The organism is Candidatus Methylacidiphilales bacterium, from assembly GCA_030054035.1.
Lineage (GTDB): Bacteria > Pseudomonadota > Gammaproteobacteria > JASGCS01 > JASGCS01 > JASGCS01.
Genome location: JASGCS010000001.1, coordinates 96154 through 110130, shown reverse-complemented (window position 1 = coordinate 110130; position 13977 = coordinate 96154). Strand labels below are relative to the sequence as shown.

Annotated in this window: 17 protein-coding genes; 3 read left to right on the top strand and 14 right to left on the bottom strand. The window is 33.4% G+C overall.

The window, feature by feature from the left end; all coding sequences use genetic code 11:
• Nucleotides 1–5 precede the first annotated feature (5 nt).
• From QM538_00620 to iscU, 3 genes are read right to left on the bottom strand one after another with little or no spacing between them, the layout of a single operon-like run.
• Nucleotides 6–461 (bottom strand): hypothetical protein, encoded by a 456-nt coding sequence (locus QM538_00620; GenBank protein ID MDI9347000.1) that lies wholly within the window; start codon nt 459–461, stop codon nt 6–8.
• Between the two features lie 27 nt (nt 462–488).
• Complete coding sequence (locus tag QM538_00615) at nt 489–806, bottom strand: iron-sulfur cluster assembly accessory protein (GenBank protein ID MDI9346999.1); 318 nt, start codon at nt 804–806, stop codon at nt 489–491.
• Nucleotides 793–1185: a Fe-S cluster assembly scaffold IscU gene (gene iscU / locus QM538_00610; protein ID MDI9346998.1), complete on the bottom strand. Its 393-nt coding sequence runs from the start codon at nt 1183–1185 to the stop codon at nt 793–795. Before iscU ends, QM538_00615 begins: the two co-directional genes overlap by 14 nt.
• Nucleotides 1186–1254: 69 nt before the next feature.
• Here iscU and QM538_00605 point away from each other — a divergent pair, with 69 nt between their 5' ends.
• On the top strand, nt 1255–2007 hold the full coding sequence (locus QM538_00605; protein MDI9346997.1) for an inositol monophosphatase family protein: 753 nt from the start codon (nt 1255–1257) through the stop codon (nt 2005–2007).
• Here the strand turns inward: QM538_00605 and secF are convergent.
• The 5 genes from secF to queA are packed head-to-tail and all read right to left on the bottom strand — an operon-like array spanning nt 1987 to nt 7343.
• Nucleotides 1987–2937: a protein translocase subunit SecF gene (secF, locus tag QM538_00600; protein MDI9346996.1), complete on the bottom strand. Its 951-nt coding sequence runs from the start codon at nt 2935–2937 to the stop codon at nt 1987–1989. The genes QM538_00605 and secF overlap by 21 nt on opposite strands.
• Nucleotides 2925–4760: a protein translocase subunit SecD gene (secD, locus tag QM538_00595; GenBank protein ID MDI9346995.1), complete on the bottom strand. Its 1836-nt coding sequence runs from the start codon at nt 4758–4760 to the stop codon at nt 2925–2927. The genes secF and secD overlap by 13 nt, the downstream gene beginning before the upstream one ends.
• 12 nt (nt 4761–4772) lie before the next feature.
• The gene (gene yajC / locus QM538_00590) at nt 4773–5132 is read right to left on the bottom strand and encodes a preprotein translocase subunit YajC (protein MDI9346994.1); all 360 of its coding nucleotides are present in this window, start codon (nt 5130–5132) and stop codon (nt 4773–4775) included.
• A 55-nt stretch (nt 5133–5187) separates the two neighbouring features.
• The gene (gene tgt, locus QM538_00585) at nt 5188–6306 is read right to left on the bottom strand and encodes a tRNA guanosine(34) transglycosylase Tgt (protein ID MDI9346993.1); all 1119 of its coding nucleotides are present in this window, start codon (nt 6304–6306) and stop codon (nt 5188–5190) included.
• Complete coding sequence (gene queA / locus QM538_00580) at nt 6303–7343, bottom strand: tRNA preQ1(34) S-adenosylmethionine ribosyltransferase-isomerase QueA (GenBank protein MDI9346992.1); 1041 nt, start codon at nt 7341–7343, stop codon at nt 6303–6305. Before queA ends, tgt begins: the two co-directional genes overlap by 4 nt.
• Nucleotides 7344–7414: 71 nt before the next feature.
• Between queA and QM538_00575 the strand changes: the two genes are divergently transcribed.
• On the top strand, nt 7415–8494 hold the full coding sequence (locus QM538_00575) for a cyclic nucleotide-binding domain-containing protein (protein MDI9346991.1): 1080 nt from the start codon (nt 7415–7417) through the stop codon (nt 8492–8494).
• 2 nt (nt 8495–8496) lie between these two features.
• Here the strand turns inward: QM538_00575 and QM538_00570 are convergent, their stop codons facing one another.
• On the bottom strand, nt 8497–10038 hold the full coding sequence (locus QM538_00570) for an HD domain-containing phosphohydrolase (protein MDI9346990.1): 1542 nt from the start codon (nt 10036–10038) through the stop codon (nt 8497–8499).
• 148 nt (nt 10039–10186) lie between these two features.
• Here QM538_00570 and QM538_00565 point away from each other — a divergent pair, with 148 nt between their 5' ends.
• On the top strand, nt 10187–10936 hold the full coding sequence (locus QM538_00565; protein MDI9346989.1) for an FHA domain-containing protein: 750 nt from the start codon (nt 10187–10189) through the stop codon (nt 10934–10936).
• Here the strand turns inward: QM538_00565 and QM538_00560 are convergent.
• The 5 genes from QM538_00560 to QM538_00540 are packed head-to-tail and all read right to left on the bottom strand — an operon-like array spanning nt 10933 to nt 13976.
• Entirely contained in the window at nt 10933–11835 is a 903-nt protein-coding gene (locus tag QM538_00560) for a pyridoxal-phosphate dependent enzyme (protein MDI9346988.1), read from the bottom strand. The genes QM538_00565 and QM538_00560 overlap by 4 nt on opposite strands.
• Complete coding sequence (locus tag QM538_00555; protein MDI9346987.1) at nt 11816–12532, bottom strand: pyridoxine 5'-phosphate synthase; 717 nt, start codon at nt 12530–12532, stop codon at nt 11816–11818. The genes QM538_00560 and QM538_00555 overlap by 20 nt, the downstream gene beginning before the upstream one ends.
• 4 nt (nt 12533–12536) lie before the next feature.
• Entirely contained in the window at nt 12537–12941 is a 405-nt protein-coding gene (locus tag QM538_00550; protein MDI9346986.1) for a hypothetical protein, read from the bottom strand.
• Nucleotides 12941–13201 carry a succinate dehydrogenase assembly factor 2 gene (locus QM538_00545; protein ID MDI9346985.1) on the bottom strand — a complete coding sequence of 87 codons (261 nt, stop codon included), beginning with the start codon at nt 13199–13201 and terminating at the stop codon, nt 12941–12943. The genes QM538_00550 and QM538_00545 overlap by 1 nt, the downstream gene beginning before the upstream one ends.
• A gap of 1 nt (nt 13202) precedes the next feature.
• Nucleotides 13203–13976, bottom strand: coding sequence for a succinate dehydrogenase iron-sulfur subunit (locus QM538_00540; GenBank protein MDI9346984.1), 774 nt, complete (start codon nt 13974–13976; stop codon nt 13203–13205).
• Between the last annotated feature and the right edge of the window lies 1 nt (nt 13977).

The window sequence follows — 13977 nt, the reverse complement described above, 5'->3', positions numbered from 1 at the left end:
TATGTTTACTGACTAGACGCGATAAGAAATTTTTCTTTACTGTATTGTAAAAATCGTCTTAAATAGTTTAACTTAACCAAGTAATTCACACAATCTTCTGAAAAATTATTTTGCTTAATTTTTTCATAACATTCATCATGGATGAATTCATATTTTTCAATTAGTTGAGCGAGGGCATTTTTATTTGAAACATTTTCAAGTTCTTCATACCATTGTGAAGCTTGTAACACTACTGAAACAGAGTGCTTTTCCATGGACATATCAGTATTTGGATTAAGTAAAAACACAATGTGTTTGTATCTTTCGTATTTATCTTTAAGTACAGAATACGCTTCAAGAATTTCTTCTTTATTATTCTGAGTAGAGTCAAGTAAGGTAATTAGATGGGAGTCTAGAGTTTTTCTATCTAAATCGCATCTAATATCAAGTTGCAATATACTGAAATAATTTTTGGTTGGCATATAAAAGCAATTCCAGGATACTGATGACTAGAAACCAACACTTTTTCCACATCCACATTTTATTTTTTCATTTGGGTTTTGGATCACTAACCCACTCTGCAACCCCTCTGTTACGAAATCAATTGTAAGATCATTTAGTTGAGTAAAAAAATTATTAGGAATTGCCAATGTTAAGTCTTGGTGCATTTCTATTGTTTCACCTGCTTGAATTGAGTCTAAAAACTCAAAGGAGTATTCATAACCAGAGCATCCTGAAGAAAGCAAACCAACTCTCATACCGATCCCTCTACCTCTTGTAATTAATTGTTTTTTTATATGTTTTACAGCAGATTCAGTTAGATGCATTTTTTTTCTTTGACAATAAATCTTTAATAGCAGATTTAATCGCCTCTTCAGCAAGTACAGAGCAATGTATTTTAACTGGTGGAAGTAAAAGCTCTTCCGCAATATCAGAATTTTTAATTTGCTGTGCTTCGGAAATATTTTTTCCAAGTAACATTTGTGTAACTAGTGACGAAGATGCAATAGCTGAGCCGCAACCATAAGTTTTAAATTTTGCATCTTCAATAATTCCCAGTTCATTAACTTTGATCTGCAATTTCATAACATCCCCACAGGCTGGTGCACCGACCAAACCAGTTCCAACATTTGAATCATCTTTTGAAAGTGAACCTACATTTTTAGGATTTGAATAATGCTCAAGTACTTTTTCTGAATATGCCATATAATTGTATATCTCCTTAGATTATGATTATAGCACAACATACATAAATTCACTTAAATGACAAAATAAATGACTGAAAGTTTTAATAACGAAGCTCTTGCTGAAGTAGCTAAAAAATCTTGCGTATCAGTTGGGGAAGTTTTACGGAAAATACATTCTAAATTACCTGAAATTACTGAAGATTTTGAAGACAAGATTAATTCCAAAATCCACAGCATTTTTGTTGAGCTACTTCAAAAATCATATCCTTCGATGTCTGTTTATAAAGAATATGAAAAAAACGATGGGGCTTTGGAGTTATCATGGTATATTTTTGCATTTGATGGAGTAAAAAATTATATTCGATATCAATACCCCTACACGATAAGTGTTGCTTGGAAAAAAAATGGAGTCACTCAAGGTGTTGTTTTATTGGAAGTTTTTAATAATGTGCTTTATTATGCAATTAAAGGATCTGGGAGCTACTACGAACAAAGGAGAATTAGATGCAAGCAATCCGTTGATAAAATTCATTACACGGTTGGTTGTGATTTTGAAAGTATTAAAGCATTTAACTTAAACAATAATAAATACACCCCTCGTGTATTTGGTAACTTTCAAATTCTTTACGGACTAGTAGCGATGTCTAGGGTAGATGCTTTATTAATACCTTTATCAAACCCATTACATGACAGTTTATCTTTATTAATACTTGAAGCCGGAGGAAGTATAAAGACCATAAAATCACCACTTAACAGTGTGGAGTATATTATAGGGGGACACTTTCAAGCAGTAGACTTCCTGGTGTCCAATCAAGATATCCTACTTAGAGAACTTCTTTAGATAATAATCGTTGTCTTCATTTTGGGTGGAGGCGTTAGAGACAATTCGCTGTGCACCAAATAAAATAGCAAGCCCACTTGCAATATAAATTGTTGAGTATGTTCCAGTAATAATTCCTACAATTAAAGCAAGCGAAAATTCTTTTAGTGAGACTCCGCCAATAAAATACAATGAAAGCACTGAGAGCATGGTTACTCCAGAAGTTAGTATAGTTCTTTTTAACATTTGATTTATTGAAAGATTAAAAATAGATTTAATGGACTCATGTTCATGGATTAGACAATTTGATCTAAATCGATCATAAATGACAATGTTATCATTGAGAGAATAGCCCATAATTGCCAGTATCGCCGCCAAGACGTTTAAATCAAAGGTATTTTTAGTTAGAAGAAAAAATAGTAACACAACGGAAGCGTCGTGGAGAAGAGAAATAATCGCACTAATTGACAATATGAGATTAAACCGTAACAAAAGATAAAGCAATATCGATACAAGAGACGCTATGAAAGCGATCGAACCACTAAATTTTAAAGTTTCCCCAACAGACGGGCCAATAAATTCACTTTTTGTAATATTTGGAATAATATTACTCATAGTGCTCAAAACATAATTATTCACAGAAGACTGATCGGATTTTTTTTGAGGGTCATCGACTGGAAAGAGCCTTATTTGAGCGTGTCTTGTGTCATCAAGATATTGTATTGAAGAAACAGCCAAGCCACTTTTTTCAATTTTTTCTTTCAGAATATCAGTATTTATTGTAGAATCAGAAGAAACCTCAATTAAATACCCTCCAGTAAATTCAATGCCTAAATTTAATTTTCCCATCATAATAAGTGAAAAAGAAGCTAAAATCACCATTGTTGAAATGGCAACTAAAATAATATAAAATTTAAAAAAATTAATTTGCTTCATTTTTATAGAGCCCATTTAGGCAGATCTTTAAATTTATTAAAAAACATATTTACAAGAATTCTACTAACTGTAACTGCACAAAATATTGTTGCAATAGCACCAACGGATATAACAATCGCAAATCCCTTAACTGGGCCGCTTCCAAGGCTAAAAAGAAACATTACTGCAATCAAAGTGGTTAAATTTGAGTCTAGAATTGTAACAAAGACGCGGTTATAGCCAAAATAAATGCTGTCTTGAAAACTCCGTTTGGCATTTAATTCTTCCTTTATTCTTTCATGAATAAGAATATTAGAATCAATAGCCATTCCTAAATTAAGCACTATACCAGCAATTCCAGGTAAAGTTAATGTCGCTTCAAAAATAGATAGAATTGAAATTGTCATTATAAAATTAACTAGTAGCGAACTTATAGCAATTAAACCAAAAAATCGATAATAAAATACCATAAACAAAGTGATCAGGAGTACGCCAACTAGCGCAGATCGAAACCCAGACTCAACGTTTTTTGTTCCTAAAGATGGGCCAATAGTTTTTTCTTCGATAATTTCAACAGGAGACTGCAACGAACCGCTTCGTAAGTATAACGCGAGTTCCTTTGATTCCTCTTTTGTCAATCCTGAAATTTGAAATCGCGAACTTAAAACATCTCTGATGGTTGCGGTACTAATCACTGTGTTTTTTTGCGCACCTTCAAATGTTTTTTCTTTAAAAATCACAGCCATTGGCTTTTGAAGATTTTGAGCTGTAACTTGTTCCATTTTACTGGCTCCTCTAGCATCCAATCTAACCGAAACGATCTGCTCACCTGTTGAGCTGTCAATAGTTGCCACAGCATCAGTAATACTATCACCTGAAACAATTATCTGTGGCTGCAAATAAACAGATTGATTTTCTCTATCTTTGAAAACCAGCCCACTTTGATCCAAAGAAACTAATCTAAATTCTAAACTCGCCGTCGAGCCAAGAACTTTTTTAGCTCTTTCAGTGTCTTGTAAACCAGGCAATTGAATGAGGATTTTATCAATTCCTTGCCTTTGAATTATTGGTTCAGTCACACCAAGTTCATTTATCCTATTATTAAGTGCCCTCATATTTTGCTCAATAGCATTTTTGAATAATTGTGATAAACGAGAATTAGTTATTTGCAAAAGCAAAGGAATACCTTTGGCGGTTGGAGCTTGGATATTTACGGATATTTCCTGCGCAAAACTATTATTTAAAATCTTAAAAATATTGTTAGCTTGCTCTATAGTTTGAGCGTACAAAAATAAAGAATTACTGATAATTTCAGTTGAAGTAACATTGAGATTATTTTCGATTAGCAATTGACTGATTTCACTTAGCACCGAACCAAGATATTGCCTCACTAATTCGTCAGAAGAAATTTTTAAAAGCAAGTGCACACCACCCTGTAGGTCCAAACCAAGCTTCATTTTTTTTGCTTTTATGCTATCAAAAAATTCAGGAGTGTCTGATAATAACGTTAGAGAAATATTAAAAATATCTTTGTGGGTTTGGAGGATTAACTCTTTGGCGATTATTTGCTCTTTAACCGTATTGAATTGGTACACAATACGATCTGAGTCATTTTGTTTTACATTAGAAATAGTTAGATTATTCTCAATTAGAATTTGTTTGATTGAGGAGTGAGAATTAGTGAGCTCACTACCATCTTTAGAAGTAATAATTAGAGATGGTTTATCCTCCCATAAATTTGGTAAAGAATAAATGGTGAAGAAAAAAATTATTAGAAACACACCGCCTACAACATAGGGATTATTTGAGTTTTTTCCCATAGGAATTTTTGTGTTCCCAATAATATTACTGGTCTTCATTTTTCAAAACAATCAAGATAAATCTACGGTACCTTTTGGGAGAGGGCTAATTATAGTATGTTTTTGAAGTTGGATTACAACACCCTTAGAAATTTTTAACTTTACCACTTGGCCGTCAATTGACGTAATAATTCCATACATTCCTGTCATAGTAACAACTTCATCACCCACTATCAATTTACTGATCATAGTATTTAATTCCTTATTTTTTTTATTTTGAGGTCTGATTAAAAAAAAATAAAAAATTAAAAGCAATAACAGAGGAAAGATTAAAGTCGGGATCATACTTCCGCTGCCTTGAGCAGGTGGACTTTCTGCATTAACTGAAAATGGAAATAAAAAAATTAAAATTGAATTTAAAAATTGGTTCATAAACTGAGTACTATTATGCCATAACTTAGGATAAAATTCATTGAGAGATTTTGAATTATTTTTCGACATAAACGTTAAATATTTTTTGACGGAACTGTTCAAAACAACCTTTAGCAATTGAGCTTCTCGCATCAATACATAATTGTGAGTAATAAGTCAGATTATGTATTGTCAATAGTTGATATACTGTTAATTGCTTGTGTTTAAAGAGATAGTGAAGGTAAGATTTGGTGTGGTTAACACAGGTTACGCAACAACACTCCTTATCAAGAGGGGTGTTGTCAAACTGAAATTTTGAGTTTTTAATTCTAACTATACCTTGAGAGGTAAATAAATAGCCATTTCTGGCATTTCTAGTAGGCAAAACACAATCAAATAAATCTATTCCATAAGAGATGGCGTCTAAAATATCTACGGGCGTCCCAACACCCATAAGATAGCGAGGAGAGTTTTGAGGCATGTGATCACAGATTTGAGAAAGTATTTCATTTCGCTGATTCCTAGATTCACCCACTGCAAATCCGCCAAGAGCATATCCAAAAAACCCTATTTTTAACAAACGGTTTAGTGATTGCAACCGTAACTCTAAATACTGCCCTCCCTGTATAATTCCAAAAAGAGTTGTTTTTTTATAATTTTTACTGTGCAAAGCAGATGAACAACGTTGTGCCCACAATGAAGAACGTTCTACGGCAAGTTGATGCTCCTCAAAACTTGCCGTAGAACTTATGCAATCATCGAAACACATAGCTATATCTACTCCAATTTCGGCTTGTAGCTCTAAGGATGATTCTGGACTCACAAGTATTTTTGACCCGTCCCAAGGTGAGACAAAAATCACTCCTTGGTCGCTTTTTTTAGAGAGTGAGACTAAACTATACATCTGGTAACCGCCAGAATCAGACAATACTGATCCTTTCCAACCTATAAAAGAATGAATTCCCCCAGCGTTTTCTATTAATTGTCTTGCGCCCTTTGCTAAAATATGATATGTATTTACAAGAGTGATTGGGTAATTAAATGAATATAAATCTTGATATGAAATTCCCTTGACTGAACAATTAGTTCCTACAGGCATAAAACAAGGTGTTGAAATTATCCCATGTGGGGTGGTTAATGTACCAACTCTAGCATATCTATCTCGCATAGTAACTAAGAATTTAAATTCGCTCATAAATAAAAATTCCCTAACAACATTGAATCACCATAACTTAAAAATCTAAATTTTCTATCTATTGCAAACGAATATGCTTCGGAGATTACAGCTCGATTTGTAAAAGCAATTGCCAAAGAGAGAGGTGTGGTGCATGGTGCGTGAAAATTAGTTACTAAAGTATTAGCTACTTTAAAACTGTACCCTGGTTTAATAAACAAAGTAGTAGTGTAAGTACCTGGAACGGGAGAGTTATTTGTAAAAAGAAAAAAAGACTCTATCGCACGCACAACTGTGGTCCCTACTGCGATTATTTTTTTTCCACGATACTTAGTGTCAGTTATTTTATCAATCGCTTCTTTTTGAATTGTATAAGTTTCAGAAGACATGGAATGTTCATTAAGAGAATTTCGAATTGGCGAAAAAGTTCCAATCCCGCAGTGTAGTTGTATAGAAGTAATGTGAGCGCCTTTTTTTAATATTTCAGAAATTAATTTCTGATCAAAATGTAAACCTGCAGTTGGGGACGCAACAGAACCTTCGAAATTCGCAAAAACCGATTGATACCTTGAGGTATCAATCTGCTTGACATCTCTTTTTATGTAAGCTGGGAGGGGCATTTTTCCGTACTGACCCAACCATTGGAACCAATCACCAATAGTATTAAAAGATGTTTGGAGTATAAGGTGATGAGAAACTGAAATGATAGTGAATTTCGCATTTTCACCTTTAAGTGTGCTATAACTGCTAATGTCTCTTAAATTTGGACCAATACATTTAATTTTACCATCCTCAAGCCACTCTACAAAAAGTAAGCTTTTTTTCTTATTGGCATAAAAAATATCAAATCGTGCTTGGACTACTTTTGAGGTGTTAAAAATTACTAGGTCTTCTTTTTGGATAAAATCTAAAATTTCGTAAAATTTTAACTGTTTAAATACCCCTTTTTTAGAATCTACTACTAAAAGCCTACTTGCAGATCTGTGACATAATGGATACTGTGCAATTCTTGACTTTGGTAGGTCGTAGCTCAAAGAAATTGGATCTATTTCAAACATTTATTTGATTTAAAATATATATATAAATTCACACATGAATAATATTACATATCCTAGCATATAATAAAGAAATGCCAGTAGATTTATCTATAATAGACAAGCTTATCCCTTTGGGTTCATTGCATCAAAAAAATAAAAAAGAGATAGCTGAAACTGCTCAGTTTCAAAAAGTTCCAGCTGGAACTTTGCTTTTCAATAAAGGTGATAAAAATAATTTTTATATTTATTTGCAAGAAGGAGTTGTGGATATTTTAGAAGGCGACAAAGTTATAACGACTTTGGAAAGCATTGGGTCAATTATCCCCCATCCTATTGAAAACTCAAATCCACGCCAACATTCGGCTGTATGCAAAAGGAATTCTATCATCTTAAAAATTGACTCAACTTTTGTTGATTTGATGTCAACATGGGAAAAGACCGGTACTTTTGAAGTGGAGGAAATAAATTTTGATGTTGAACAAACAAAAACCTCTATAGACGATATAGACACAACTGATTGGATGACATCACTACTTCAGCTTAGAATTTTTAAAAAACTACCCCCAGACAGTTTGCAAAATATTTATGCGAAATTTGAAAAAATTGAAGTGAAAGCTGGATCTAAAATTATATCGCAAGGTGAAATGGGTGATTATTTTTACTTAATACTTAAGGGTAAATGTTTAGTGATTCGTGCTACTTCTAAAAATCCAAATGGTGTAAAACTTGGAATTTTAAATCCTGGTGAAAATTTTGGTGGGGATGCAATTATTTCAAACAGTCCACGAAATTCAACAGTAGTTATGCTGAATCAAGGTTCGGTACTTAAACTACCAAAAGAAGTTTTTTTGAAATCTATGGTTGAGCCACTTACTCCGTATATAACTTATGAGCAGTTAGTTGCATTAAACTCAAAAGGAGCTGTTGAGTTGTACGATCATAGAAATCCAGATGAATTTAATCAAGGACATATCATTAACAGTGTAAATATTCCTTTGATATTAGTGCGTTTAAAACTACCTTCGAAAACATTAAATAAAACTATAGTCTCTTATTGTGATACTGAATATCGAAGCAAAGCAGCTTGTTATATTTTAAATGAGAAAGGATTCAACACTTTTTTACTTAAAGGTGGGATTGCCTCTGCCCCATCTAGTGCAATTATTAAGTAAGCTTACTGGCTCACTTCCCAATCAATAATATCAATTTGGTACGATTGCAGCTCTTCTTGAGCATAATGTAGCCAAATTTTTTTCTCTATAAATATGGAAAATAAATCTTGGTCAATATGTTGCTCTTTACTCATTCGTTCCATGATTTTAAGACATTCGCTTATTTTTTTTCCTTTTTTATATGGTCTATCACTGGCGGTAAGTGCTTCAAAAATATCAGCGATTGCCATAACTCTAGCAGGGACAGACATTTCATCTTTAGTTAACCCCTTTGGATAGCCCTTACCATCCATCCGCTCATGATGGCCTCCGGCAAATTCAGGAACTCTTTTAAGATGTTTCGGGAATGGCATTGCGTTCAACATATCCACAGTCGCTACCATATGATTATTTATTACTAAGCGCTCCTCTTCATTTAAAGTACCTCGTTTTACTATCAGATTATATTTTTCATTTTCACTCAATATATTTTCAATATTCAAATCTACATTCTTATATTCAAGAGACGCTATAGAAATCACTTTATTAATATCTTCATCACTTAGCGATTCACCACCGACATTGGCGTTTCTTAAAAAGGTACGTGCATTTCTCAACTCATTAATTTTATTCACTAGTTCTACTGGTAATTTTTGATGCTGTGATGAAACCCTCCAGTGCTCTAGCTCAATTTGGTGGATTAATAATTCAATTCTAAGATCGACTATCTCTATTCGGTCGCATATAGTTTCTAATTTTGTAGATTTGTCCATTATAAAATCTGGAGATGTTACCTTACCGCAATCATGCAACCAGGCAGCAGTATTAAGTTCTAGCCTGTCTGAAGCGCTTAATTGATACGTTGCTAACGGACCTGAGTCAGTTGCACTTACCGCGTCTGCTAACATCATAGTAAGTAAGGGGATTCTCCTACAGTGATTGCCTGTATAAGGAGATTTTTCATCTATCGCTTTGGCAATTAGCTGCGTAAATGAATCAAATAAATTCTGTAAATCAGCAATTAGCTCTTTATTAGTTACTGCAACAGCGGCTTGAGACGCAAGTGATTCAGCCAGATGTCGGTCTGTTTCCAGAAAAGAGCTCACCGTATGACCGTCATCTTTGCAGTTGATTAATTGAAGAGCGCCTATCACATCATTTTCATGATTTTTCATTGGTATAGTAAGCATGGATACTGTTTTATATCCATTTGCAGAGTCAAATTTTCTTGTTCCCTGAAAATCATAATCAATAGAATTATAAACATTATCTATTTTTATTGTTCTCTCTCCATGAACACAACAACTTACAATATTAAAATAATTTGGTTTTCCATCAATATACAAAGGGATATGCGGGAAATTTATCTTTGTTTCTGAAGTTCCACCACTTGCAATTTGAAGAGATTGGTTAATAATCACTTCAAATCTGAGCTCTTTTTCCTTTGTTACTCTATACATGGTTCCGCCATCAGCATTAGTTAGCTCCATTGAGCCTCTTAAAATTAGCTCCATTAGCCTTTCATAATCACGCTCAACTGATAACGCAATTCCAACTCTATTCAATATATTGATTTTATTAAGTAATACACCATCTTTCATGAGAACAACCCTCTAATAATAATATCATTTTACATATTTTTTGTAAGCAAAAAGCACTAAAGATAAATGATGTTTTTTTTAGTTAAATTTTGCTATAATATAAGTCTTAAATATGGCTGGAAAATTAGTAATAACAATAGACACGAAATCATTTGGGGAATTTGAACTGACAAAGTCAATAACGACAATTGGGAGAAAATCTGATAATGATATCCCAATTAACTACCCTCTTGTAAGTAGCAAGCATTGTCAGATCCTATCTGTCTCATCTGATTGGTTTATAGAAGATCTTAACTCCACAAATGGCACATGTATAAATGGGAAGATAATAAAAAAATCGGGTCTACAGAATAACGATGTTATATCAATAGGAAATTGTGAGATAAAATTTTTGAATATTGCGGATTCTGATAGCAGCGAAGATGAAAGTGACGCAACTGTAATTTACACAAACCAACAAATACCTAAAGCCAACCCTTCTGCTATTCCAAATTTTCAGGCACAAAACTCAAACATAACTTCACAGAAAAATTCATCCTCAACTGATTTTTCGAAAAACTCATCAACATCTACAGTTGTAAGTAATAGTTCCAGCGTAAAAGGAAAATTGCAAATATTAAATGGGGTCAATTCAGGAAAAGAAATGGAGCTTCAAAAACAATTAACTACGATCGGTAAACCTGGAGTACAAGTTGCTGCACTTACAAAAAGGGCGCAGGGATATTTTATTATTCATGTTGACGGTCCTGCAAATAGCTTTCCAACAGTAAATGGTAAATCTATAGGCACCCAGGCACACCAATTAAATGACCATGACTTAATCGAAGTTGCTGGGATTAAAATGGAATTCTTTTTAGGTTAATATTTTAAACCGTAAGTTGAGGTATATCTATCACCTCGATCACATACGATCCCAACCGCAACATCGCCTTCTCTAAGCACTCCTTTACTTAAGTAATTCAACATTATTGACACAACCCCACCAGAAGATAATCCAGCATAAATTCCCTGTGTTTTTGATAACCACTGTGTTTTTACTAGTGCGTCTTCAGATGACACAAATTCAATACAATCAACAGATGCGTGACGATAGATTTTAGGAATATATCCCTCACTCCAAGTTCTAATTCCAGGGATTGTTGATCCAGGGGTTGGCTGAATGCCAATAATTTTTATTGACTTATTTTTTTCTTTTAAGTATTTTGAAACTCCAGTTATGGTTCCAGTAGTTCCCATCGAACTAAAAAAATAAGTAACTGCACCATCAGTATCCTTCCAAATTTCAGGTCCAGTTTCTAGATAATGAGACATCCAATTATCATCGTTATTAAATTGGTCTAATGTAAATGCTTTTTGTTTTACAGCGCACTCATTAGCCACATCTCTTGCCTCCTCCATTCCACCAGCTTTTGAAGTTAAAATAATATTGGCACCATACGCTTTCATTGCAATTAATCTCTCGACACTCATATGTTCTGGCATAACCAAAGTTAAGTTCATTTTCATACAGCTAGCAACCATCGCCAGAGCTATACCCGTATTTCCACTTGTGGCTTCAATAAGAGGTGTTTGTGTAGTAATGAGGCCTTTACGTAAAGCTTGTTTTATCATATGCGAAGCAGGTCTATCTTTGACCGACCCGGCAGGATTATTACCTTCCAACTTAACATATAGATCAGGCAATCCTCCTTCACTTAAATCAAGTTTTAGTTTAACCATTGGTGTATTACCAATTAATTGATCAATAGTGCTGACTTTCATTTATGATATTTTTATATATCTCTACCGTTTTACAAATACCAAACTCAAAAGCGTCAGAAATAATGGCATGTCCAATATTTAGTTCAGAAATATTGGGTATGGTACAAATCCTTTTTAATAATTCCTGATTAAGACCATGTCCTAAATTCACTTTTAATCCATTTGCATGTGCGTATTGTACCGCACTATAAAGCATCTCATAATTTTCTTTAGTTGGGCTAGAGGCAAAAGAACCAGTATGTATTTCAATGCTAGGAACTTTAAGTGATATTGCCTTTTCAATCATCGCAAAATCTGGGTCGATAAAAACACTGACAGATATAGAAGCATTTTGTAGTTCTTGGATTGCACTTTTTGTTACTTGTTCTTGATTAATTAAATTTAAACCACCTTCTGTTGTCAACTCTTCCCTTTTCTCTGGGACTAAACAACAATCAGAAGGCTTCAACTTAGTTGCAATTCTAATCATCGCTGGATTCGGGGAAAGTTCCAAATTAGTCCTGCATGTTAAGACAGAAATTAAATTTATCGCATCCTGTAATTGAATATGTCTTAAATCTTCACGTAAATGGAAAGTAATAAAATCAGCACCGCCAAGCAACGCTTGTTGGGCAAAATAAACAGGGTCTGGATATTGTGTCATCCTAGCTTGTCTTATTGTAGCAATGTGATCGATATTGACACCTAACAACGGCATAGGATTAATTTAAACCGATCTTTTTAAGAGTAAAGAGATGGTAAAAATCTTTTGATATTTGATACGTGTAAATTGAAATTATTTTTTGCTTTCCAGTGATTTGATTTATTAATTTGATCTTAAGAACCCAAGAATAAATTGATTCAATATTAGTAATTTTGTAAGGAATAAAGTCATTGATTGTTTTTTTATGAATATAGAGTTCATCATTTAAAACTGAAAGCGAAAGGTAGCGCGGCATGTTTCTTTTGATTTCTAGGAACTCAATTACTGTTGCTAGAAATAGTACAAAACCTAGAATTATAAAATATGGGTTCATCAAATAAGTAAGTAATACAATAAGTGCTATATTAGATAAACAAATTATCATAAAAAGTGGGAGCGGGGCTTTAATAGAAGTTAATATCATTAATTGATTGGGTGTTCATGGATAATAATATCATCAAGAGTAGAAAAAGGTGACAGATTGGTAGCTGTGGCTTTATAAAACAACAATTCGAACAACGTATCATTGCTAAGTTTCAATAAAGTAATAAAACGTTGAGTTTGAGCAATTGTCAATTCAAGAGATTTTTTATCAACGTAATCTAGCAATAAGTCATCAAGCTCTTTAACACCTCTTTTACATTGCCAACGAATATAATTTATTCTTGCATCAGTACTTGCCATTTTAAAAAGCAATTTCTTTTTTAATTTCTGCTATAGCCTTAGCTGGATTTAAGTGTTTTGGGCAAACTGTAGCACAGTTCATTATAGTATGGCATCGGTATAGTTTAAACGAGTCTTTTAATTGAGATTTTCTTTCAGTCAAACCACGATCACGACTATCCACCATCCAACGATACGCTTGCATTAAAGCTGCAGGACCCAAGTATTTATCACCATTCCACCAATAACTTGGGCAAGCCGTAGAACAACAAGCACATAAGATACATTCATATAAACCGTCCAATTTTTCCCTTTCTTTTGGCGTTTGAATTCGTTCTTTTGTTGGAGTTATTGTTGGGTCTGCATGTAACCAAGGTTTAACAGATTGATATTGGGCATAAAAATTAGAGAGGTCAGTAACTAAATCTTTCACAACTGGCATATGTGGTAAGGGATATATATTAATCGTTGACCCACAGTCTTTAGTTGATTTTAGACATGCTAATGTATTTTTTCCATCAATATTCATAGAACATGATCCACAGATTCCTTCGCGACATGACCTTCTAAAAGTTAAAGTAGAATCTAAATTGTCCTTTATATACAGTAAAACATCTAGTACCATAGGCTTTGAAGTTGTCATATCAAGCTCAAAGGTGTCTATGCAAGGCTCCTCATTATTTTCAGGATTATACCTGTACACATTAACGGTAAGATAGTTACTTTTTTTTGATTGTAATGTATGTGTTTTACCTTTTGGTAATGACTTAAAAAATGAAAGTGGTGAAATTGTCATA

Bases quoted from the DNA above. Each gene is read 5' to 3' on its own strand.
- QM538_00605 (MDI9346997.1), top strand. From the start codon at position 1,255: ATGACTGAAAGTTTTAATAACGAAGCTCTTGCTGAAGTAGCTAAAAAA.
- yajC (MDI9346994.1), bottom strand. From the start codon at position 5,132: ATGAACCAATTTTTAAATTCAATTTTAATTTTTTTATTTCCATTTTCA.
- QM538_00620 (MDI9347000.1), bottom strand. From the start codon at position 461: ATGCCAACCAAAAATTATTTCAGTATATTGCAACTTGATATTAGATGC.
- QM538_00540 (MDI9346984.1), bottom strand. From the start codon at position 13,976: ATGACAATTTCACCACTTTCATTTTTTAAGTCATTACCAAAAGGTAAA.
- QM538_00560 (MDI9346988.1), bottom strand. From the start codon at position 11,835: ATGAAAGTCAGCACTATTGATCAATTAATTGGTAATACACCAATGGTT.
- QM538_00555 (MDI9346987.1), bottom strand. From the start codon at position 12,532: ATGCCGTTGTTAGGTGTCAATATCGATCACATTGCTACAATAAGACAA.
- QM538_00615 (MDI9346999.1), bottom strand. From the start codon at position 806: ATGCATCTAACTGAATCTGCTGTAAAACATATAAAAAAACAATTAATT.
- tgt (MDI9346993.1), bottom strand. From the start codon at position 6,306: ATGAGCGAATTTAAATTCTTAGTTACTATGCGAGATAGATATGCTAGA.
- QM538_00545 (MDI9346985.1), bottom strand. From the start codon at position 13,201: ATGGCAAGTACTGATGCAAGAATAAATTATATTCGTTGGCAATGTAAA.
- secD (MDI9346995.1), bottom strand. From the start codon at position 4,760: ATGAAGACCAGTAATATTATTGGGAACACAAAAATTCCTATGGGAAAA.
- queA (MDI9346992.1), bottom strand. From the start codon at position 7,343: ATGTTTGAAATAGATCCAATTTCTTTGAGCTACGACCTACCAAAGTCA.
- QM538_00575 (MDI9346991.1), top strand. From the start codon at position 7,415: ATGCCAGTAGATTTATCTATAATAGACAAGCTTATCCCTTTGGGTTCA.
- QM538_00550 (MDI9346986.1), bottom strand. From the start codon at position 12,941: ATGATATTAACTTCTATTAAAGCCCCGCTCCCACTTTTTATGATAATT.
- iscU (MDI9346998.1), bottom strand. From the start codon at position 1,185: ATGGCATATTCAGAAAAAGTACTTGAGCATTATTCAAATCCTAAAAAT.
- secF (MDI9346996.1), bottom strand. From the start codon at position 2,937: ATGGGCTCTATAAAAATGAAGCAAATTAATTTTTTTAAATTTTATATT.
- QM538_00565 (MDI9346989.1), top strand. From the start codon at position 10,187: ATGGCTGGAAAATTAGTAATAACAATAGACACGAAATCATTTGGGGAA.